The organism is Ruminococcus sp. RTP21484sp1_RTP21281st1_A8_RTP21281_210402 (assembly GCF_040914025.1).
Lineage (GTDB): Bacteria > Bacillota > Clostridia > Lachnospirales > Lachnospiraceae > Blautia_A > Blautia_A faecis.
Map to the genome: position 1 here is coordinate 1 of NZ_JBCPGE010000016.1, position 23,107 is coordinate 23,107.

General features: G+C 43.5%; 17 protein-coding genes. 6 read left to right on the forward strand and 11 right to left on the reverse strand.

Going from position 1 to position 23,107, the window contains the following annotated elements; all coding sequences use genetic code 11:
- Positions 1-351: 351 nt before the first annotated feature.
- The 5 genes from AB5170_RS09295 to AB5170_RS09315 all read right to left on the reverse strand — a co-directional run bounded on the left by AB5170_RS09295 (position 352) and on the right by AB5170_RS09315 (position 9,338).
- Complete coding sequence (locus AB5170_RS09295) at positions 352-2,181, reverse strand: ATP-dependent helicase (protein ID WP_368361943.1); 1,830 nt, start codon at positions 2,179-2,181, stop codon at positions 352-354.
- 19 nt (positions 2,182-2,200) lie between these two features.
- Positions 2,201-3,655 (reverse strand): glutamate--tRNA ligase, encoded by a 1,455-nt coding sequence (gltX, locus tag AB5170_RS09300; protein WP_195391922.1) that lies wholly within the window; start codon positions 3,653-3,655, stop codon positions 2,201-2,203.
- 331 nt (positions 3,656-3,986) lie between these two features.
- Complete coding sequence (gene acpP / locus AB5170_RS09305; protein ID WP_021924300.1) at positions 3,987-4,220, reverse strand: acyl carrier protein; 234 nt, start codon at positions 4,218-4,220, stop codon at positions 3,987-3,989.
- Between the two features lie 102 nt (positions 4,221-4,322).
- Positions 4,323-5,543, reverse strand: a complete 1,221-nt coding sequence (locus AB5170_RS09310; RefSeq protein ID WP_330386282.1) for an FtsW/RodA/SpoVE family cell cycle protein — start codon at positions 5,541-5,543, stop codon at positions 4,323-4,325.
- A gap of 213 nt (positions 5,544-5,756) precedes the next feature.
- A complete protein-coding gene (locus tag AB5170_RS09315) occupies positions 5,757-9,338 on the reverse strand; it encodes a hypothetical protein (RefSeq protein WP_368361942.1) in 3,582 nt (1,193 codons plus the stop codon).
- A 348-nt stretch (positions 9,339-9,686) separates the two neighbouring features.
- On the opposite strand from AB5170_RS09315, the gene AB5170_RS09320 reads away from it, so the two are divergent.
- Positions 9,687-10,307: a TetR/AcrR family transcriptional regulator gene (locus AB5170_RS09320; RefSeq protein ID WP_173773263.1), complete on the forward strand. Its 621-nt coding sequence runs from the start codon at positions 9,687-9,689 to the stop codon at positions 10,305-10,307.
- A 35-nt stretch (positions 10,308-10,342) separates the two neighbouring features.
- The gene (locus AB5170_RS09325) at positions 10,343-11,116 is read left to right on the forward strand and encodes a DUF6062 family protein (protein ID WP_173773264.1); all 774 of its coding nucleotides are present in this window, start codon (positions 10,343-10,345) and stop codon (positions 11,114-11,116) included.
- A 100-nt stretch (positions 11,117-11,216) separates the two neighbouring features.
- On the opposite strand, the gene AB5170_RS09330 is transcribed toward AB5170_RS09325, so the two are convergent.
- Together AB5170_RS09330 and trkA are read right to left on the reverse strand one after the other, a co-directional pair.
- Complete coding sequence (locus tag AB5170_RS09330) at positions 11,217-12,656, reverse strand: TrkH family potassium uptake protein (protein WP_173773265.1); 1,440 nt, start codon at positions 12,654-12,656, stop codon at positions 11,217-11,219.
- Between the two features lie 12 nt (positions 12,657-12,668).
- Positions 12,669-14,027, reverse strand: coding sequence for a Trk system potassium transporter TrkA (gene trkA, locus AB5170_RS09335; protein ID WP_148462537.1), 1,359 nt, complete (start codon positions 14,025-14,027; stop codon positions 12,669-12,671).
- A 602-nt stretch (positions 14,028-14,629) separates the two neighbouring features.
- Between trkA and AB5170_RS09340 the strand changes: the two genes are divergently transcribed.
- The 4 genes from AB5170_RS09340 (at position 14,630) to AB5170_RS09355 (ending at position 16,744) form a co-directional block, all read left to right on the forward strand.
- Entirely contained in the window at positions 14,630-15,283 is a 654-nt protein-coding gene (locus tag AB5170_RS09340; protein ID WP_148462538.1) for a restriction endonuclease, read from the forward strand.
- Between the two features lie 427 nt (positions 15,284-15,710).
- Positions 15,711-15,833, forward strand: coding sequence for a spore coat associated protein CotJA (locus AB5170_RS09345; RefSeq protein WP_226815951.1), 123 nt, complete (start codon positions 15,711-15,713; stop codon positions 15,831-15,833).
- Entirely contained in the window at positions 15,830-16,105 is a 276-nt protein-coding gene (locus AB5170_RS09350) for a spore coat protein CotJB (protein WP_148462539.1), read from the forward strand. Before AB5170_RS09345 ends, AB5170_RS09350 begins: the two co-directional genes overlap by 4 nt.
- A gap of 6 nt (positions 16,106-16,111) precedes the next feature.
- The gene (locus AB5170_RS09355) at positions 16,112-16,744 is read left to right on the forward strand and encodes a manganese catalase family protein (protein ID WP_173715653.1); all 633 of its coding nucleotides are present in this window, start codon (positions 16,112-16,114) and stop codon (positions 16,742-16,744) included.
- A 222-nt stretch (positions 16,745-16,966) separates the two neighbouring features.
- Here the strand turns inward: AB5170_RS09355 and AB5170_RS09360 are convergent, their stop codons facing one another.
- The 4 genes from AB5170_RS09360 to AB5170_RS09375 are packed head-to-tail and all read right to left on the reverse strand — an operon-like array spanning position 16,967 to position 23,097.
- Positions 16,967-17,869, reverse strand: a complete 903-nt coding sequence (locus tag AB5170_RS09360; protein ID WP_368361615.1) for a radical SAM protein — start codon at positions 17,867-17,869, stop codon at positions 16,967-16,969.
- 3 nt (positions 17,870-17,872) lie between these two features.
- Positions 17,873-19,720 carry a sugar ABC transporter substrate-binding protein gene (locus AB5170_RS09365; RefSeq protein ID WP_368361616.1) on the reverse strand — a complete coding sequence of 616 codons (1,848 nt, stop codon included), beginning with the start codon at positions 19,718-19,720 and terminating at the stop codon, positions 17,873-17,875.
- Positions 19,704-21,524, reverse strand: coding sequence for a sensor histidine kinase (locus AB5170_RS09370; RefSeq protein WP_368361617.1), 1,821 nt, complete (start codon positions 21,522-21,524; stop codon positions 19,704-19,706). Before AB5170_RS09370 ends, AB5170_RS09365 begins: the two co-directional genes overlap by 17 nt.
- Complete coding sequence (locus tag AB5170_RS09375; protein WP_243243651.1) at positions 21,496-23,097, reverse strand: response regulator; 1,602 nt, start codon at positions 23,095-23,097, stop codon at positions 21,496-21,498. Before AB5170_RS09375 ends, AB5170_RS09370 begins: the two co-directional genes overlap by 29 nt.
- Between the last annotated feature and the right edge of the window lie 10 nt (positions 23,098-23,107).

The window sequence follows — 23,107 nt, forward strand, 5'->3', positions numbered from 1 at the left end:
ATGAGCGAAGAAGAACTTCTGGATATGGATTATTTTCTAAATGATGACGAACTTGATGACGATTTTGGAGAGGAAGGCTTTTATATCTTCTAATCCAAGGATCGTCTTGTCGTCGTGCCCGCCTCCGTGCGGGCATTTTTCAATTCAAGAGAGCGCCTCAGGCGGTCTTTCCTATAAAGTAAAAAATCATGTTTTCCATGATTTCACGCCGCAATTCCCGGGCTTTCTGTGAACTGTGTTCACAAAAACAACCTCGCGAAATACTGTCTCCTAAATAGTTACCTCTTTTTTTGTTATAATTTCACAACAGACATCATTATACTTTATCAGGTTTACGTTTACAAGAGGAAATTAGAACAGCCCGGTTTCTTCCAGAAACCGTGAAGGGGCACGCTCTTTATCGTACTGACGTCGCACATAACAGAGCATAAGTTCTTTCTTCGCCCGAGTCATGCCTACATAAAAAAGCCGGCGTTCTTCTTCCAAAGACTCTGCCAGAACAGCCTTTTTATAGGGAATGCTCCCTTCGTTTACATTCATAATATAAACTTTGTCGTATTCCAGCCCTTTTACCGCATGAAGGGTGGAAATTACAATCCCTTCCCTTTTCGTCTCCTGTTTTTTCGCCTGTTCGGCCAGCTTCTTTGTGTAATCCTCTATGTAGTTTTCCCACTCTTCCAGGGTTTTCATGCCTTTGGCACTTTCCTGTATGCGTTCAAGGACCTCAAGAAGCTCCTCCGGACGAATTTTACGGTACTGGGCATATTCAATCAGATATTGCTCATAGCCCATTCCTTTTCGGATAAAATTCACTGCAGCATAGGGTGCCAAAGTGGAAAGAATCCGAAGATGTGTTTCCAGTGTGGTAATCCTGTCGCACATCCAGTCTTTATCTTTATAGAAATCTCTCAATGCAGAAAATGAGATTGTGGTCTGTGTCAGGGCATCCCTTGCTATATACCGGTTGGGGCGGTTCATAATTTCCAGGAAAAGCTTTCTCGTCCTGTCTCCTGCTGCCATTTTCAGATATGCCATCAGGTTTCTGCTGATCCAATGCCGGAACAGATTGGGCAGCTGTTCTTTCATGGTAAAAGGAATCTGGTACTCCATCAAGGCTCCAACAAGCCCCTCTGCCTCCTGATTGGTACGAAAAAGCACTGCAGTATCCTCCAGATTCTCTCCTGCCTCCAGCCGCTTCTTCAAAAAAGCGGCAATCTTCACATACTCTTCTCTTGGATTGTCAAATTCCATCAACTTCACAGGTTTTCCCTGCTCATTTGGCGTAGACAGCCTCTTCTTAAAGCGGATCTGGTTGCAGCCCACCACATTCATGGCTGCCTGAAGTACATTTTTCGTACAGCGATAATTAATGTCCAAAAGAACCGTTTCTGCCTTAGGATAATCTTTGGTAAAGTTCAGCATGATCTCTGGCTTGGCGCCACGAAAATGATAAATAGACTGATCATCGTCTCCCACTATGAACAGGTTATCCCTGGGCTTTGCCAGCATCCTAACAATATCATACTGTAGATGGTTGATATCCTGAAATTCATCTACCATAATGTATTGGAATTTGTTTTGCCATGCCGCCAGAATATCTTTTCTCTTGACAAAAAGTTCATAGCAGCAAAGAAGCATGTCATCGAAATCCAGTTTTCTTCTCTGGCGCAAAGCCTTCTGATACCCATTATAAATCTGGCGGAATATCTCATCCGGGCAGCAGGAAGAATAATAGTGATCCAGGGAAATCCGCCCCCCTTTTACCACGCTGATTTCCTTTGCCACATCCTCCTGGAAATCTCCCTCCTGAGCCAGTTCCTGACCAAATTCCAGAGTCATTTCTTTTAAAATGGCATATTTTTCTTCTTCTGACAAAATATTGCCGGCACCAAGTCCATAAGCCTGCTTCAGGATTCCGTAAAAAACACCGTGAAAGGTTCCGAAGGTAACAGCCGTGGAGGTCTGTCCGATAAACTTCAGAAAACGCTCTCTCATCTCTTTTGCTGCAGCCCGAGAAAAGGTTACAACAAGAACAGAGGACGCCGGTATTCCCCCCTCACCAGTCATATATGCAGTTCTTTCAACGATCACTGAAGTTTTCCCCGAACCGGGGCCTGCCAGAACCATCATAGGTCCTGACAGGTGGGCGATTGCCCTTAATTGAGATGGATTTTTCTTCATAATTGAGACAGATTCTTCATTACAGATTCTCAAGCTTCTCGATTGCAGCTTTCACACGGCGGATTGTCTCATCCTTGCCAATGATCTCCATGATCTCGGTAGCGCCTGCCGGTGTCATCTGCTTGCCTGAAACAGCTGTACGAAGAGGCCACATTACATAGCCGTTCTTGTAACCTTTCTCCTTGACAAATTCGCTTAAGGAAGCGAACAGCGGATCATTGGTGTAATCCTCCTGAGCCTCCAGAAGCGGAAGAACTTCTTTCAGAACTGTAAGAGAAGTCTCTTCGTTTGTTTTCATTTTCTTATGGCAGTACATAGATGCATCATACTCCGGAACTTCCTGGAAGAAATCGATCAATGCCGGAATGTCAGGGAAAGTTTCGATTCTGGTCTGAACCATTCCTGCAATTTTCTTAAAGTTAAAGTCTCCCTTCAGAACTTCCTTCATGTATGGAAGTGCTCTCTCATAAAATACTTCCGGATCCATTTTCTTAATATACTCGCCATTCATCCAGCGAAGCTTGTTGATATCAAATACAGCCGGAGATTTATTAATGTGATGATAATCAAATTTTTCAACCAGTTCCTTGAGACTGAAGATCTCGTTATTATCTGCCGGACTCCAGCCCAGAAGTGCAACATAGTTTACAATTGCCTCGGAAACAAATCCCTGATTCAGAAGATCCTCATAGGAGGAATGTCCGGAACGTTTGGACAATTTGGCGTGAGTTTCATCCGTGATCAGCGGACAATGTACATAAACCGGAATATCCCAGCCAAATGCCTCATAGATACGGTTATATTTCGGGGAAGAGGAAAGATATTCATTGCCTCGTACTACATGTGTGATTCCCATAAGATGATCGTCTACAACGTTAGCAAAATTATAAGTCGGATATCCGTCAGATTTGATCAGGATCAGATCCTCAAGTTCCTCATTGTTTACTGTAATATCTCCGTAAATTACATCATGGAAAGTGGTAGTTCCCTCTGTAGGCATGTTAAAACGAATTACATGTGGCTCTCCGGCATCCAGACGGCGCTGAACTTCTTCCTTAGAAAGCTTCAGGCAGCGTTTGTCATAAATGGAAATCTCCTTGCCTGCTACCACACGCTTCATGCTCTCTAATTCTTCCTTCTGGCAGAAACAGTAGTATGCGTCGCCCTGGTCTACAAGCTGTCTGGCATATTTCATATAAATCCCCTGTGCCTGGCGCTCGCTCTGTACATATGGGCCATATCCACCGTCCTTATCCGGACCTTCGTCATGAATAAGACCAGTCTTCTCCATAGTACGATAAATAATATCTACAGCGCCCTCTACATAGCGCTCCTGGTCTGTATCCTCAATACGGAGAATAAAATCTCCGCCTTCATGCTTTGTAATAAGATATGCGTATAACGCAGTACGTAAATTTCCAACATGCATTCTGCCAGTAGGGCTTGGTGCAAATCTGGTTCTGATCTTAGTCATGTCTTCTCTATTCTCCCTGTTTATTCTTTCTTATCTTCTGCTGCCATTCCGTGATGGCAGCTGCCTTTTCACATTATATACCTAATCCATTCAAAATGTCTATAGAAAAAATCCCCCTGAAGCCCAGCCTCAGGGAGATCGTTACGTTCACTCCGTTCACCGTAACGCGCTTCGCGATGCACAGAAAGACGAACCTTCTTGTGACAAGCACAAGAAGTAGCGTTTGCTGCGCAAACTTAATTCTCGGGTTTTCTGTGAACTTTGTTCACAGAAACACCTCGCGGAATGTTACCAGTGAACAGTAGCGGGAGATCATCATCTGCGAAAAAAATCAAGCATCGATTCCTTTATCTCTCAGATAGTCGATCACATCACCAACTGTGTTCAGCTCTGTAAGCTCTTCTGCCGGAATCTCGATGTTGTACTCATCTTCCAGAGCCATAACAAGCTCGAAGAGGTCAAGGGAATCTGCTCCCAGGTCATCCTTGAAAGAAGTATCTGCTGTAATTGTCTCTGCGTCGCAGTTAAGCTGCTCTGCGATCATTTCACTCATCTTTTCTAACATTGCTCATTCTCCTTTAATAAATATCTCGAAAACCGGCTTCCATCAGCCGTATGTCATACACTGCGGAAAGTATATAATCTGCTGGCTCATTTGTCAAGAGAATTATAGGATAAATTCCGGCTCCTGGAATTTAATCTGTCTGGCCACACTTAAGGCCAGTCCCATCTCTGCCATCAGGAACAAAATGGAGGTACCTCCATAGCTGATAAATGGCAATGTGACACCTGTGTTTGGCATGATGTTCAGCACAACGGCCACGTTCATAATAACCTGCAAAGCGATATGTACAAAAACACCGCTCACAAGCAGGGAGCCAAACATATCCGGTGCATTCTGTGCAATAAAAAACAATCTGTATAACAGATAGCCAAACAACGCCAAAACCATGATCGCGCCAAAAATCCCCAGTTCTTCACAAATAATGGAAAATATCATGTCATTCTGTGCCTCAGGCACACTTCCAAGCTTCTGAATACTGTTTCCAAGTCCTCTGCCAAAGAAACCTCCTGAACCAATTGCATACAAAGCCTGCAGGGTCTGATAGCCATCTCCGCTTGCATAATCCTCTGGATGTAGCCATACCTGAATACGACGTAAACGGAAGTTAGAGCTCTGATCCATATGGGAAAGACTGTATACCAGGATTGCCACCAGAATAACTGCAACAACTGCAAGGATAACAAATGGTTTTGTTTTTGGATGTGCAATAAACACCAGACCTACGGTAATCCCAAAAATAATCATAGCAGTACTCAGATTATCTGTAAACATATAGGCAAACAGAGCCTGAATGCCGCCCATTCCCAGCAGTACCATAGTAGCTTTCAGGGTTTCCACTCTCTTTCCCATCTTGACGATCAGATAGGACAATGTGATGATCACCGCAATCTTTGCAATCTCTGCCGGCTGAAACTGTACCCCAAGCTTCAGCCATCTTCTCGCTCCATGAGAGGTGACTCCCAGGGGAGTCTTTACCAGCACCATGAGAAAAGCGGCTGCTACATAGATCACAAACGGAAATTTCGCCAGAATATGATAATCGAAATAGGACTCTACAATTGCCAGCACAAGACAGCCAATACTGTACATTGCCTGTTTTTTGAAATAGAACATATCGTCCCCTTCATTAATCTGAGCCATATAAGAGCTTGTACTGTAAAGCATGATCAGACCAAAACACATGATCAATATGATTACTGCGACCAGATTAAAATCATAGTAATCTGATTTCGCCTTTTTCATTTTGATCTTGGACTTATAGCCAGGACCTGCCTTTTTCTTTCCTGACCGGATACTTGCTTTTTTCTTTTTCGCAATATCCACTTTATCACCTTTTTCTGTTCATTTTTATATAAACTCTTTTATTTCCTTAATTGTTTTTCATTATAGCAGACTCTTTTTGCAGGTGCAACCCAAAGGTGCTGTTACTCCGTGAACGGTAACGGCTGCAGGGTTTATCCCGTAATAGAAAAGAGCAGGATACTCTCCTGCCCTTCTCTGTTTCCTTATAGAAATTTATATCTGACCTGCTTAAGATCAGTCTTCACTGCCATCATCGAAGCCTTCTGTTTCAATAATGAACTTCACGTTGCCACTCATGGAAGCATCTTTTCCTGTGAAGGATGTATAAGCAGCATCATCAGACTGGAGTGCTTCCAGGCGATCCAGAACACTCTGGAAATCATCTTCCATAGTATCTTTCAGTTTCTTGATACCCTCATCGTAGAACTCTTTCTCACCATCCTTCAGATCTTTTGCTCCATCCTTCAGATCCTTAGCTCCGTCTTTCAGATCTTTTGCCCCATCCTTCAGGTCTTTTGCTCCATCATCCAGGGTCTTAGCTCCGTCTTTCAGACTGCTTGTTCCGTCTTTCAGAGTCTTAGCTCCGTCATTCAGCTCCTTAGCTCCATCCTTCAAAGTCTTGGTTCCGTCTTTCAGATTTTTTGTTCCGCTTACTAAAGAAGATGTACCACTCTTCAATTCACGAGTTCCATTATTAACACTGTTTGCACCGCTTCTTAACTGGGAAGCTCCGCTTCTCAGATCTGCAGCACCGTTCTTTAGCTGTGCAATACCGGATTTTACCTGTCCACTGGCTGCTACTAATGTACCTGCTCCGCTTACAAGGCTCTTGGTTCCTGCTGTCAGCTGGGATGCTCCACTGTTCAGGGTATCACTGCTTGCTGTCAGCTGAGAAGCTCCGCTTCTTAGTGCCACACTGTTTGCTGCAATCTGACCAACACCAGTTACCAGCTTGCCGGTTGCTTTGCTGATTGAACTGATACCTGCATCAAGGCTCTCCTTTGCACTCTTTAATGTACTTGCGCCACTGAGAAGTGCTGTTGCATTGGCATTATCCTTGCCCTGAAGGGTATTGATTCCATCTGTAATAGTCTTCTCACTGTTAAGGATCTGATCTGCTCCGCTTGTAAGTGTCTCAGCAGCCTTGGTATCCTGTAACTGTTTATAGCCAGCCTGAAGCTTCTCATTTCCTTCTGAAATCTGTTTAGCACCTTCCGCTAACTGATTCACAGAATCTGTCATGGAAGAAAGATCTCCAAGTCCTGCAATCAGACTGCTTACTGCTGTCAGACTCTCTCTTACCTGCGTTCCGGCTGCTTTCAGATTTGATGCTCCTGTAGATAACTGACCTTCACCTGCTTCCTTCAGCTGTGCCATTCCACTGTTCAGAGAATCAGCACCTGTGCTCAGCTGTGCGGCTCCTGCATTTGCGGTCTGGGCTCCTGATTCAACAGAAGCTGCACCTGCAATCAGTTTATCTGCTTCACCAGCTAAAGTTGAGGAGCTCGCTGATGCTGCTTCTGAAATACTGCCCGCTGCACCTTCCAGGGTGGACGCAATGGCATTTAAGGATTCCTGAACACTGCTTCCGTTTGTCTCAGCCTGGACAGCTACCTGTGACTGTGCCTGAATGTTACCCAGCTCACCCTGGGCGGCAGAAGCATTTCCAAGACCTGCATTTAACTGCTCGATTGCAGAATTAATAGCTGCTGCAGTTCCTTCGTCAAGTCCCTCTGTTCCAAGTGCTCCCTGCAAAGTTGCGATTGCACTGCTCATAGAGCTCTGGGTTGCACTGATTGCACCAGCGGCAGCATCTGTAGATACCCCTGCGGACTGTGCAGTAACCGTAGTCTCAATCTGGGCAGCTGCCTCACGGATACTTGCTGCTGAATCCTTCATTGTCTTAGAGGCACTGTCGCCGATCTGACTGATTGAATAGCTTGTTCCTTCTTTTAATTTTCCAATTCCGTCTTTTACCTGAGTTGCACCGGAAACAAGAGCCGCTGTACCATCAGTCAGGCTCTTTGCACCCTCTGCAACACTTGCTGCTCCAGAAGCAGCCTCACCTACTTTTCCAACGTATTCCGTTACACCGTCAGCCAGGGAATCAGCTCCATCTGCATACTGATTCAGGCTCTTCACCATTGTTTCCGGCTTTGCAGCTGCTACATTCTTGGCAATTTCTGTAAGTTTTGCAGAAGCAGCGCTGATTCCTTCTGAAGCCTGCTGGATTCCAGGTGCCAGCTGTCCTACCCCTTCAACCAGTGCAGATGTTCCACTTACATATTCCTTGGTTCCCTGTGCCAGGGCACTTGCACCGCTTACATAAGTGCTTACTCCGTCAGTCAGCTGAGTTGCACCATTTACATAAGCGGTTACACCGTCTGCCAGCTGATTTCCACCAGCCACATATTTGTTCACACCATCTGTCAGGGATTTCATTCCTTTATTATACTCTGCCATGTTGCTGTTTACAGTGTCAACACCTTCTGTGTAGCTGTTCACACCAGAAGCCAGTGAATCCACCCCTGCAGTATACTGGGAAATACCGCTCTGCAGTGTTTTTGCACCGCTGTTTAACTGGGAAGCACCAGTCTTGGCACTTGCCACACCAGCATCAAATTCATTGTAGCTGGAAGCCAGTGTATTGGCTCCGCCATAAAGCGTTCTGGTTCCATCGTACAGAGTCTTTGTTCCACTGTATAAGGAAGTAGTTCCATCATAAAGCTGACCGGCTCCTGTATTAAGAGTCTTGGCTCCGTCGTAAAGCTGGCCGGCTCCGTCATCCAGGTCTTTACTTCCATCATAAAGCTGGCTGGTTCCATCTTTCAGAGTCTTGGCTCCGTCATCCAGGTCCTTGGCTCCATCATAAAGCTGGCTGGTTCCGTCTTTCAGATCTTCGGTTCCATCATAAAGATCTTTCGTTCCATCATAAAGCTTCTTAGTTCCATCAAAAAGATCCTTAGATCCATCTACCAGCTTCACTGCTGCATCATCCAGTTCATCCAGAGAATCCTGAAGTTCATCCAAATCATCGGAATCCTCAAGATTCAGACTGCTGAGCAAGTCTGTAACCGCCATAGTGAAAGTATTTCCCATAGTACAGTCTGTAACATCAGCCTCCATTGTGAATCCTTCCGGAATATCAATCTTATCGGAAAGGTCACCGCTTAAATCCAGGCTGTCCTTTAAACCTGGAACTGCAACTCCTACAACCATTTCCTTGTCACCATCGGAAATCACCTTTCCATTATCAATGGTAACATTGGAAAAATTATCGGAAGAAAGGATCATTCCGGTTACCATAACAAACGGAGAATAAACTTCTACGTCTTTTTTATCAACTTTTACTGTCTTTTTGGATTTGTTTGTATAAGAAACTTCCATACGAAGATGTCCACTCTTGCCAGCAAGCTCCTCTGGAGTAATTTCCTGGTCATCCAGATAATATTTGATCTTCATATCTACCGGAAGTTCCTTGTTGGAAGTTCCCTGATAGTAAATATCACTGCTGTCTGTATTCCAGGTAACCTTGTCGCCATCCTGGGTAAAGGTTTCATCACCTTTTACATTCTTGATTCCTTCCAGGTCAGATACATCGGATATATCTCCCTCTGCTGATCCGGAATTCTTCAGCCAGTCAGATACGGTGATGTCTTTTATTTCACCTTCTGCAGTGGCGTTTACATATACGGTTTCTTCCTTGGATATTCCATTGTCTGCTTCCTGTGCTGCAGCAATTACCGGTGTAGTTCCAAGGACGGCAGCCATTCCGGCAGCCATTGTAACATTCAGAATCTTTTTATTTCGGTTCATGTTAGCCAACTCCTTAATTCTTACTTAAATATCTGACGTCTGCAAACTCCTCCCGCTGTCCTGCAGCGTATCTGTTTTCCCGACATCAGTTAGTCATCTCTTAGCCTATGAAAGTTATACAACAAAACTGACCAGTAGTCAATATCTGCTTTTTACCCAAATCTTTTCCTGTTTTGATATTGACTTTTGGTCATTTTTGTTTAAAATAGAAATAAACCACCATAATTATCAAGAAAAGTTCAGATAGTGAAGCTGTAATTGTAACAACCGGCTTTTATTGCTGCTGGGAGAGACAGTAAACTTTTATTTATAGAATGTCTGACGGACATAAGCTTAGGAGGAACTGGCATGGGAAAACTGGAGTTAAATAAAAAAAGGAAGAAAAGTGCTCTATACAACACTGCCTTTGAACTCTTTACCACTAAGGGGCTTGCCAAGACAACCATTTCCGATATTGTGGAAAATGCAGGAGTTGCCAAAGGAACTTTTTACCTCTATTTTAAAGATAAATATGATATTCGAAATAAGCTGATCTCTCACAAAGCCGGCGAACTTTTTTCCGAGGCGCATGATGCTCTGGAAGCCTCCCACATTACCGGTTTCACTGCACAGCTTCATTTTATTGTAGATAATATTCTGGACAGGCTGGAAACTGAGAGTAATCTGCTTGGCTTTATTTCCAAGAATCTGTCCTGGGGAGTTTTTAAGGATGCGTTTCAGGAACAGGCAGATGACGATGATTTTCCATTTTTCCAGGAATATCTCAATCTTCTGGATCAATCTGATGTACAGTATGATTCCCCGGAGCTGCTTCTTTTTACCATTATTGAACTGGTAAGTTCCACAAGTTACAGCTGTATTCTTCACTCCCAGCCAGTCTGTCTTGCTGAATACCGTCCTTATCTTCATCGGACGATAGACTGTATTTTGCAGGCATTTATCCATGGAGCAGATGTTGAAAAATTATAGACTTATACATTAAAATCCTGAAGGAGACCTTACAGATGAAAGAAAAATTATATACCATTCCCCTGATGGATGCTTTTAAAGCAGAGGACGAATGCCCTTTCTGTTTTGTGGAGCGCCAGCTGGAACAGCATGCCATGGATTTCGTTTTAGGTGCCGGCGCATCTTATATGGAAGACGATGTACGGGCAGAAACTGATAAAATGGGCTTTTGCCGTACCCACTATAAGAAAATGTATGACTACGGAAACCGTCTGGGTACAGGGCTGATTCTGAAAACCCATTTTCAGTACAAAACAAAAGAGCTTCATGAACAGATCAGGATTTTCGCCCCTTCCAGGGCTTCCGTTTTTTCCCGATTTAAGAAGGGAAACACAGATACAGATGCACCGAAGACTTCTCTTGGCGTATGGGTAAAAGAACAGGAAGATACCTGCTATATCTGCAATTTTTATAAAGATACCTATGCAAGATATCTGGATACTTTTTTCGAACTGTTTAAAAAAAATCAGGAATTTCTCTCGCTTTTTGAAACCTGTAAGGGATTTTGCATTCCCCATTTCGGAGATCTGGTTGAAACAGCTGAAAGTGCTTTATCTGATAAAGAGAAAAAAGCCTTTTACACTATCCTTTTCCCAATGATGGAGCAGAATATGCAAAGGCTTTCTGATGATCTGGACTGGTTCTGCGATAAGTTTGATTACCGCAATAAAGATGCGGACTGGCGTACTTCCAAGGATGCACTACCGCGTGGAATGCAGAAAGCGGCAGGAGGATATCCGGCAGATGAGCCATATACTATGGACAAGTAAGACCAAACAGGCTCCTGCTCGTTGCTTACACAAATAAAGACTCCTCAAATTAACATTCTTTAGAGCGTGTTAATTTGAGGAGTTTTTTATTTGTCAGTTTTCAGAACTTTCTCCAGGTATCTCTCTTAAACAAAAGTAACAGCGGGAATACTTCAAGCCTTCCTGCCAGCATATCAAAGATCATAACAGCCTTGGAAATATAAGAATACGTATTAAAGTTCCCGGTAGGTCCCACAGCTCCAAGACCAGGTCCTATATTATTCAAAGTGGCTGCGATCGCGGTGAAATTGGAAACCATATCCAGATTGTCCAGACTTATGATCAACAGTGAAGTAACAAAAATCATAATATACACAAACAGGAACATGTTTGTAGCTCTCACCACCTCATGGGGGATCGCCTTATCATCCATCTTAATCTTCTTCACTGCATTTGGATGCAGATACAGCTGCAGTTCCTTACGTGCAGATTTACACAGGATCAGAAGACGGGATACCTTGATACCGCCGCCTGTACTTCCTGCACAGGCTCCCACAAACATAAGGATAACCAGAATGGTCTTGGAAAATACCGGCCACACATTGAAGTCTGTGGTAGCATATCCAGTAGTAGTAATGATGGAACCCACCTGGAAAGCAGCCTGCTGGAAAGCCCTTCCAAAGCTTGTGAACATTTCTCTTGTATTAATAGCGATAGCTACAATGGCCAAGCCAATAATCCCCAGATAGTAACGTACCTCTTCATTCTTGGCTGCCTGCATTACTTTCTTCGTCAGAAGCAGATAATAGGCATTAAAGTTGATTCCAAAAAGAATCATAAAGACTGTGATCACCACCTGATTATACGTGCTGTAGCTTGCAATACTGTCATTTTTGATACCAAAACCACCGGTACCTGCGGTACCAAAACTAAGGCACAATGTATCAAACAGAGGCATTTTTCCAATGAGAAGAAAAATGATCTCCACAATAGTCAGAATAATGTATATGGTATACAAAATCTTGGCTGTGGACTGTACCTTCGGCACCAATTTGCTGACAGACGGTCCCGGGCTCTCTGCTTTCATCAGATTCATGTGGTATCCACCGGTAAGAGGCAGCAGGCAGAGAATAAATACCAGTACTCCCATTCCGCCAATCCAGTGGGTAAAGCTTCTCCAGATCAGCATACAGTGAGAAAGTGCCTCCACATTGTTCAAAATACTGGCTCCAGTCGTAGTAAAACCGGAAACAGTCTCAAATATTGCATCTATAGGATGTGGAATACTTCCTGAAATAATAAAGGGAAGGGCTCCTGCAATACTGAGTACCAGCCAGCTGAGAGCAACTGTAACAGCACCCTCTTTGGCATGGAATACTTTGCTTTTTCTTTTCCTCCTGGTAAGCGGAATTCCAATTGTCAGACAGATCAACATCGTAATCAGAAATGCCAGACCATTTTTTTCCCGGTAAATGATTGCTGTAATTCCTGGCAAAATCATAAATGCCGCTTCAAAATTGAAGATCCAGCCAAGAATATAAGATATCATGGAATAATTCATGTCCGGACTCCTTTACTTTGCAAGTATATCGTTGATATCACGAAGACCTCTGTTCGTGGTAACAATTACAACTCTGTCTCCAATCTCCAGGGCATCATGTCCACGAGGAATGCGGACACTGCCATCCCGGTAAAGACATCCAACCAGAAGATTCTTCTTCAGATTCAGTTCGGACAATGTCCTTCCTACAATAGGTGAATTATCACAGATCTTAAATTCCAGAGCTTCTGCCTTTCCATCCAGAATGTGATACAAAGTCTCCACATTACTTCCAATGGAATTCTGAGTTGCTCTTACATACTGCAAAATATAATCTGCAGTAATGTATTTCGGGTAAATAACACTTCCGATGTCCAGACTGTCAATAATATCGTCATAGGCAAGTCTGTTTACCTTGGCAACCAGCTTGGCATTTGAAATAGTCTTTGCGAAAAGGGAAAGGAAAATATTCTCCTCGTCCATATTGGTCAAAGTTACAAAGGACTCAGCACTTTCCAGCCCCTCTTCCAGAAGAAGGGAACGGTCTGTGCCGTCACCGTTAATAATCGTAGCATCTGTAAGTTCTTCGCTTAGGAACTCACAGCGGTTCTTATCTTTCTCAATTACCTTGACTTTGATCTTCATGGCAAGCAGGGCCTTGGCAAGATAATAAGAAATAGTTCCACCTCCTACGATCACGGTGTTCTTTACCTGATGGGTCTTCAAGCCAATCTTTTTAAAGAAAACTGCTGCATTTTGCGGGGTAGCAAGAATAGAAATCACATCTCCATTCCGGATCACATTGGTACCGCCTGGAATGGTAGTATAATCTTTTCCCTCAATAGCGCAGAAAAGAATATCGCAGCGAAAGTGCTCCGTAATCTGCTGAATGCTCTTTCCATCCAGTTCAAATTCAGGCATTACTTTAAATTTCAGAAGTTCTACCTTGCCTCTGGCAAAAGTATCGATCTTTATGGCGGATGGAAAACGCAGAAGTTTTGAAATCTCCTGGGCTGCTGCCAGTTCCGGGTTGATGATCATGGTTACACCCAGACGCTCCTTGATAAAACCAATCTCCTTACTGTAAATCGGATTACGCACACGGGCAATTGTGTGGCAGTGACCAGTCTTCTGGGCGATCAGACAGCATAGAAGGTTCATCTCATCTGATACAGTAACTGCGATAAGAATGTCTGCAGTCTCAATTCTCGCTTCCATAAGAGTATTGATACTTGCTCCATTTCCAACAACGCCCATAGCATCTACTTCATCTGTAATCTCATTAATCCTGTCCGGATTGATATCGATCAGAGTTATATCAGTATCCTCTTCCTGAAGCTGCTCTGCAAGTGTACGTCCAACTTTTCCACACCCGACAATTATAATTTGCATAACTCCTCCAAATATATAAATAATAGGAAAATGTCAGGTCACAGACAAAAAATGAGTCTGTTCCTAACATTCTAAACACTGCTATTATAGCACTACTGTTTGCTTTTGGAAATAGTCATTTTCTTACAGTAAATCTTAGAGTATGTTTGAAGTTAACTGTGAACTTTGTTCACACAAAACCCGGGAAGTGCGGCGCGAAATCATGCGAATGCGTGATTTTTGTGCATCGCGAAGCGCGTTACTGTGAACGGAGTGAACAGCAACGTGTTGTTCGAACAGGTGTTTACTTTTTATTTCATATGTAGTACAATGACTTTATCTCTATAAATATACTTTATTTCATTTTCCCGAATTTGGCTTTCGCCGTTAACTTTATAAACAGGATATTTTCCCCAGAAATGGAAGGAGGCCGGTGCTTTCGCACCGGCGCGTATGAAAAAGAAAAATATTAAATTAAGAAAGACTTGGTGCTTTCTACAGTTAATAATATACGAAACAAATGTGATAAAAGTGTGAAAGACTTTTGAAAAAATCATGAAACGATTTCTGCTGTTTTTGTATAAAAAAACGAAACAATAACTCAAAATAAGGAATTTTACCAGATGAACGGACACAAATTTGAATATAAATGCGCCCGGATGCTGCGCCGAAAGGGATTTCACCATGTAGAAGTTACCAAAAAAAGTGGTGACCAGGGTGTCGACATCATTGCCTACAAACATTTTTCAAAATATGCAGTTCAATGCAAATATTATTCTTATCCAGTTGGGAATAAAGCAGTGCAAGAGGTCTATGCCGGGGGCAAATACTATGACTGCGACCGCTGCATCGTTATGACAAATGGCACTTTCACCAAGGCAGCTATCAGCGCAGCCAATAAATTAGATGTAAAGCTATGGGACAACTGCTCTATGTTAAAGAGTACAAGTCTGATTTTTGAAATAATGAGAGCAATGAATATTCTTGGAATCCTATTTGGATGTTATCTTCTAAGAAATGTTTTTCCATTTTCTTCGGATACTTATATGCAGTATTATCGGGAATTTTCCCTGATTCTGGCTGGGCTTCTTGGCTGGCTGGGCTGGGAGAACTGGATGTTAAGTACTTTAGCTGGAGCACTGTACCTTTTCCTTGGATTTACATTTCAAGGAACAGGCAATGTTCCTGAATTCCTGGCAGGCGGTGTAAATCTTGTATTTCTGATTCCATCACTGATTTATTTTGTGCATGTGTATCTCTTAAAACCAAAGCCATAATAAAAAATACCATCCGTTCTTTTCACTGCACCACCAACAGTATACGTAACTATTACATTCTCTTATATAAACACATTTATATATTTTTACATAGAATAAAGGGAAAGACCTTACGGAATAAGGAAAGGATCTGTTTATGGAAAATTATCAGATGAACCGTTCGGGCTGCCGCCCTTATAATAGAACCTGCGGGATGATGAATTTCTCTCCCGCTCCACTGTCGCAAATGCGGCGACAGACTTCTTGCAGCGAAATGAATTGTGAGTCCTCAGACTGTACCAGACCATATAAAAATTCCGGTGATTTCATACCTGTGAAGTCTTCATACAATCCGTCAATTTCCCAAACACCAAACTGCCCTTGCGCTAAACCAGTTTCATCAAAAACAGATAATATGTATGAGCACCTGAAACACCTAGCACCAGCAATGGCCTATGTACCATATCAGAATTTCACTTCAGCCTATGATCTTGATTATGCCTTGTCTGTGGGCACTATTTTCCCACAGCTTTGTAAACCATTCTGTGGAAAGAGAGGTATTCGAAGATGATGAGAAAGCAGCCTTCCCCAAGATGCTCTTTTTTACAGCAGATCAATGAGGTTAGTTTCGCTGTCAATGACATGCTTCTTTATCTGGATACTCACCCTGAGGATCAAAAAGCATTGCGCTATTTTTCCGATATTTCTGACCGTCGCAACCAGCTGATGGCCGAATATGCTGAGAAATACGGTCCTCTGACCATCGACAATGCAGCTGTAAGCAGTGAAAATGCATGGAAATGGTCTCAGCAGCCATTTCCATGGGAAAAGGAAGGAGCGTGACAGTTTATGTGGAATTATGAAAAAAGATTACAGTATCCAATCAATATCAAAACGCCAAATGCGAAGCTGGCTCAGTTCATTATGAGCCAGTATGGTGGCCCGGATGGAGAAATCGGTGCTTCTATGCGCTATCTCTCCCAGCGCTTTACCATGCCGAACCGAGCCTCTGCAGCTGTGCTTAATGATATCGGTACTGAAGAACTGGCGCATCTGGAGATGGTTTCCACCATGGTTCACCAGCTTACCCGTGACCTCACTATGGAAGAAATTGAGAATTCCGGGCTGGGACCATATTATATTGACCACACAGTTGGCGTGTGGCCGCAGGCAGCAGGAGGCGTTCCCTTTAATGCCTGCGAATTCCAGAGTAAAGGTGATCCGATCACGGATCTATTTGAAGACCTTGCAGCAGAACAGAAAGCACGCTCCACTTATGACAATATTCTCCGTGTAGTACGAAATATCCCGGAAGTTGCTGATCCTATCCGTTTCCTGCGTGCAAGGGAAGTGGTACATTTCCAGCGATTTGGCGAAGCACTTCGCTCCATCCAGGAACAGTTGGACGCTAAAAACTTCTACGCTTTCAATCCTGGCTTTGACAATCCCTGCTCTGCAAGCTGTGCACCTGAAGCAAAATAGCATATGCTGCTGGTCATAAAGATAACCGTAACAGCAATACACATCTCACAGAAAACCTTTTTTAAACACGCTCTAATACTGCCCGGCAATTGCTGGGCAGCTTCAAAACAGTAGTCAGCAGGCTTTTTCTCCCCATACCAATTGTTCGTTTACTCAACTTCAAAGTCACCACAAATATCCTCTGGAACTATATCATCGGATTCGTGCATAATACTTTTTCTTTCATACCCCTTCATAATCAAACGCCGGTATAAAACTTTCCTCCGCGGTCTCCCCTTCCTGAAAATAGCCATTTTCAATTCCAAGCTCAATGGCAGCGTCCAGCACCTTTTCATACTCTCGTCTGGTCACTTTCCGATTCAGTTCCGGAAATTTCTCATTCTTCCAGACAGGCGTATATTGGTTCATTACGCTGATAAAAATATCCTCCCCATAAGTCCGGTACAGATATTTCAATACTGCAATAGAATTTTTGGTATGCCCTGGCAAAATCAGATGACGAACAATTGTCCCGCGTTTTATATATCCATTCTCCGCAAACTGACAGGGACCGGTCTGACGCATCATTTCGGCAATTGCACTCTGCGCCGCCTGCGGATAATCCCTTGCGTTGGAAAAAGCAGCAGCCAATTCAGGCTCCATATATTTCATATCTGGCAGATATACATCCACATAACCATCCAGTCTCCGGATAGTTTCCACGTTCTCATACCCACTGGAATTGTACACGACTGGAAGATTCATTTCCTTTCCTCTGGCCAGCTCCAACGCCGAAATAATATGCGGCACATAATGCGCCCCAGTGACCAGATTCAGATTTGCCGCCCCTTTTTCCTGCAATTCCAGAAAAATTTCAGCAAGCCGCTCCACTGAAATTTCTTTTCCAGAATCCCCAATGGCAATATCCCGGTTCTGGCAGAAACAGCACCGCAAGCCGCAGCCAGAGAAAAAAACAGCCCCTGATCCTTTTTTTCCTGAAATACAAGGTTCCTCCCACATATGAAGAGCGGCACGGGCAGCCCTTATAGTACTGTCCATGCCACAATATCCTCTTTTGCCCTCCAGACGATTCACATTACACTTCCGAGGGCATAAGGTACAATTCTTAAATAATTCTTCTCGCATAAATTACGAATTCTCCTCTCTGATCTTCTCGGTCAGTTCCCTTCCCCCCTGGTCATACCACTCTTCCACAAAGGTATCAAAGTAATCCATGGGCTGCTCTCCCATGATCATCTGAATAAAGGCATTTTTCTCCAGGGAAGCAAGCAGGTTGGGAATCTCTCCATCCGAATCAACCAGATATGTTCTGCGCACCGAACTATAATGGCCGTCAACCAGCACGCCCACTGCTGAAATTCTGGACTTGTACGCAGCCCAGTCCTCTACAGTTACATTTTTCCCGCTCAAATACTTCATACAGGCATCATAGTAAGACTTCTCCAGTGCGCTTAAATTACTTGCCTTCTGCTTGCCGGACATTACTCTCCTGATATCCTTCGTAACATTATAAATTGCCTCATTATAATCCACATTAATAACCAGCGGTCTGGCTGTAGGGTCCACATTCAAAGCAAAATAGCTGTTGATCTCATCCGCATTTTCCTCATCTTCGAACCGGCTGTAATCAAACAGAACACTGATAATTTTCATTACAATTTCCGGATGTTCGTAACCCTTTCTCACAACCACATATTTGTTGTCCCGAAAAGAAGCATAAACGTTATCTTTTTCCTGGTATTCAGCAGTAAGGTAATAAGGCTCCCAGTCTGCTTCCGGATCATTCTCAGCCACATCCATAAGCGGATTATTCGGTGCCCACCAAAGTCCAAAAAACGCACCGCATTTACCTTCCACTACCAGATCACGGAGATTATTCTGAGCACGCAGGGCAAAGTTCTGATCCAGTATTCCTCTTTCATATAGCTCACGCAAATAAGCAACGGCAGATCTGGTCTCCTCTGTCAAAGAACCATAGACAATTTCCCCGTCTTTGTCCTTGATCCATCTTCTTGGATAAGAATAAAATTTCTCAAAAACAGGTTCCACCGAATAATTCTGACTGGTAGTAGACACAAAATTGGTATCACACACAAGTCCCACAGGATCTTCCCCTTCCTCTGCTCCCATCCTGTTTTCCTGAAAAACCTGGATAATATCCATAGCCTCTTCCAGAGTCTCTGGCTCTGCAAGACCCAGCTGATCCATCCAGTCCTTTCTCATCCACAAAAGACAGGGACCGTGGTCGATTACTGCTTCCGGAAGCGCCATCAGCTTACCATCAAAGGTTCCTGCACCGAGAAGCTGGGGACCATAGCTGTTATACATGGCCTTGATTCTCGGGGAGGTACAGTTTGCATAAACCTCAGTCAGATCCTCCACCATGTCATTTTCCACAAGAACATTTAAAGTCTCCCTGTCTGAAACCACCAGTACATCCGGCAAAGTGTGATCATTTACCAGCACATTCACATACTCGTCGTAGCGATCCTCCCGCTCCATATAGGCATTTTCATTCTGCACGTTCAGAATCTCTTTCAGATATCTGGTATAAGCGCTGTCTTCGTAGGTATTTCCTGCTGGAAGATTGGAATTATTGGCACCGCTCATCTGTCCTAAAGTATAAGTCACAAGCTCCGGGTACTTTCCATACGGAGTTGTGGAAGCTTTTTTCCACAATCCGCTATCTGTAGAATTATCTGTCTGGGATTCTTCTGTTTCTGTACTTTTCTCTGCATCCGTTCTGTTTTCTGCTGTCTTTTCCGTCTCGTTGTCTACAGTGCCTGGGTCAGCTGCATCAATTCCGAAATCACTGCATGATTCCTCAGAAAGCTCATAATCTGCTTCTTCGTATTCCACACCCGTTGTCTCTTTTCCCATATTTCCAGCTGCGCTATCACAGCCTGTCAATGAACCAGACGAAATCACCATGGAAAAAGTCAGTCCCAATACCAGAATTCTATTTTTTTTCTTCACTTTTTCCACCTTTCTTTCCTGTTGTGTCCTCTGTGTCTTCTTCCGGTTCCTGCAAAAACTTTTTCGTAGAAAACTCTCCGGCTGCCACAGCCTCCTCATCCGCTTTTTCTCTTGGAATTCTCATTTCTACCCTGGTACCTTGATCAATCTGGCTAAACACCTTGATTCCGTACTCCATCCCATAAAGAAGCTGCATTCTGTCATTGACATTTTTAAGACCATATCCGGAAGCCTTGTAAGTTACCAGCTTATCTGCCTCTTCCTGTTCCATTCCTGGTCCATTATCCTCCACAGCAAGAAGCACATCCTCACCGTCCTTTACAAAAAACAGTTTCAGAATCTTCTCTCCTTCTTCTTTCATGTCCAGCCCATGCTCCAATGCATTCTCCACAACAGGCTGCAGCAACAATTTAGGCACAATATCTCCTTTCACCTCCGGGTCAATGTCCCAGATCACTTGAAAATCATTGTCATGCATCACCAGCTGGATATCCAGATACGCCTTAATATTCTGAATACAGTTATCCACAGTTACCATATCCTGCCCCTTACTCAAAGCAGTCCGGTAGAACATAGATAAGGACAAAGTAACCTTACTAATTTCCCTCTGATTGCTTCGAATAGCCATCCAGTTGATAACAGACAGGGAGTTATACAAAAAATGAGGGTTGATCTGGGCAGTCAGTGCCTTCAGTTCAAACTCTTTCAACGCAATCTTATTCTCATAAACCTCATGGATCAGACGATTGATCTCGTCCATCATGCTTCGGAAGCTGCGCACCAGAAGGCCAATTTCATCTCCAGCATTGCTGTCCACCGTAACCTCACGGCTCCCCTGGTTTACCCGGTTCATGTTATCGGTAAGCTCCTCGATCTTTCTGGTAAAAAGTCTGGAAAAAGAAAGTCCCAACACCAGAATTATGGCTACACAGGCCGCAATCAGGGGAATCTCGCTGACCAGGATTCCTGACACAGAGCTGTCCACTGCTGATTGCAGCTTATACAAATAAAAAATCCATCCGCAAGCCGCGTTCTTCCGGTTTACAAAAGCATAATCTCCCTGCCCGGACTCCAGAAACTCCCTGGAGACAGCCTCTCCCGAATCCTTTTCTTCCTTTTCACCCAGCATTTCCTTCTGAAACAGAACATTTCCCCCTTTATCCAGGATCATGCCCCCGGATTCTGCAGAAATAATCTTTTCAAAGGGCTGAAAAATCTTATTATAATCCAGTGTAACGCAAAGAACTGCTGTCTGCTCTCTGCCAGTATAAATCCGCCTTACAGCTGCAATCTCCGGTATCTGGCTGTCCACCACCCACTGCACAGACACATCCTCTGCCAGTTTGTCATACCACCACTCCTTATCCACCTCTGACAAAGGCACAAGTGTATACTCATGGCGCACTTTAATGCTTTCTGCAAACAACTGGATCTGTATAATGGCATCATGATAAGACTTTGGTACAGACAAAAGAGGATCTGCTACTTCTGTATATTTTTTATAAGCTTGATAATTATCCATATTTTTCTCAGTGATCAGATCCTCAATATCCGGGGAATAAGTGAGATAATTCAGAAGACTGGAAAAAACTTCTATCTGGCTGTCGATTCCCTCTCCGGTCTGCTCCAGAATGGAATACATATCCTCCATTTCTTTTTCCCGAAGCAAACTGCTCATGCGGTCATGGCTATACAACACAAGCAGGATCATGGGAACCAGGCTGGCTGTCACAAGAAGAATAGTCAGCTTATGCCGATATTTCATGTTCTCAAATTTATTCTTTATGACTGCCGGTATTTTCATCCTCTTCACCGGTTCCTTTCCGATAGGACTCCGGGCTGCTTCCATAATATTCCCTGAAACTTCTGCAGAAATAAGAAACATTGGGGATTCCTACCTGTTCACTGACCTGTGCCACCTTCATATTGGAATTACACAAAAGCTCCTTCGCCTTTTCCATGCGAACCACACGTATAAAGCGGTTCAGGTTCATACCAGTCTCTTTTTTAAAAATAAAGCTAAGATAGCCAGAGGATAAATACACCTTCTCCGCCAATGTCTCAAGACTTAAATCCTCCGCATAGTGCTGGTAAATATAATTCTTCACAGAAGCAACTTCATCTCTGGAATCACTCATGGAACGCTCCAGAAACTCCTCGTACTCCTTAATATTCTCCTGGGTGATTGCAAGGATCTGCTTCAGATCGGTACAACTGTACAGCCGCTCTACCTCATGATCCAGCTTCCGCTCCTCAGAGAACTGATTTTCCTGAAAAAGCTCCTGGATCACATTGGAAAAAACAAATTTCACATACATGGCAGAAAAACGGGTATCATTTTCATATTTCTTTACCAGACACTCAAAATGCTTCTTCAGCTGCTCCACATCTTTGCGGGAAATGTCTTCGGAAATCTTCTCCATCAGACGGGAATCCTGTGTCTCCGCATTCACTGGCTGGCTGTCAGAGGCCTCATTATTAAACACATGCACATCTGGATGATAAAATTTCTCCTCCATGGTCTGCTCCAGCTGGGACATGATTTCAGGCAGCGCCTCATGCCCTTCAAACCGGCTGCTCACTGCAAGGTGAAAACTTGCAGAGTAATTCTGCTTCAAAATGTCATATAAATGCTTGGCAACCAGCTGATAATCGCAGTACACATCAGAAAAAAACAGCACAGACTGTCTGGTATTCAGATTCAGGTAAAAGAAATTCCGGTGCAATCCCTGCATCAGTTCCTCATCAATATTATCTGGAACATTATCAAAAAATGCCTTATCTGATTCGATAAGAATCGCACAGTGCCACTGCTCCCAGTTAGATTCATCTAAAATCTCCCCAGCTTTTTTCAACACTTCTTCATTTCCGGAATACAGGTAAGTCTGAAGAAAATACTGAAGAAGAAAATTCTTCCCTTTCTCTTCCTTCTGCTTCTTGGACCGGATACTTTGAAGCTCTGCTTTTACTTTCCCGATAGTTGTATGAAAGGTATCCGGATCAACCGGCTTCAGCACGTAATCCTTCACTCCGTAACGCATAGCTTCCTGGGCAAAAGCGAAATCACTGTATCCACTAAAAATTACAATTGGAAGATTGGGATACTCTTCTCTGACCTTGCTAGCCAGCTCCAGACCGTCCATATGAGGCATTTTTATGTCTGTTAAAAGAAAATCAATCTCTTCACTTCGCAATACATTCAGTGCCTGCCTGCCATTGGCAGCCTCATGGATCTCGTATTCTCCCTCTTCCTGTGCCAGAAGGAATTTAATTCCCTCCCGCTCAATTTTCTCATCGTCTGTTATCAAAACTCTGTACATATTGGTACTCCGATCTTTTATTATATTTAACACCGGGACAACTCTTCCAACTGTCATTTATGTCCGC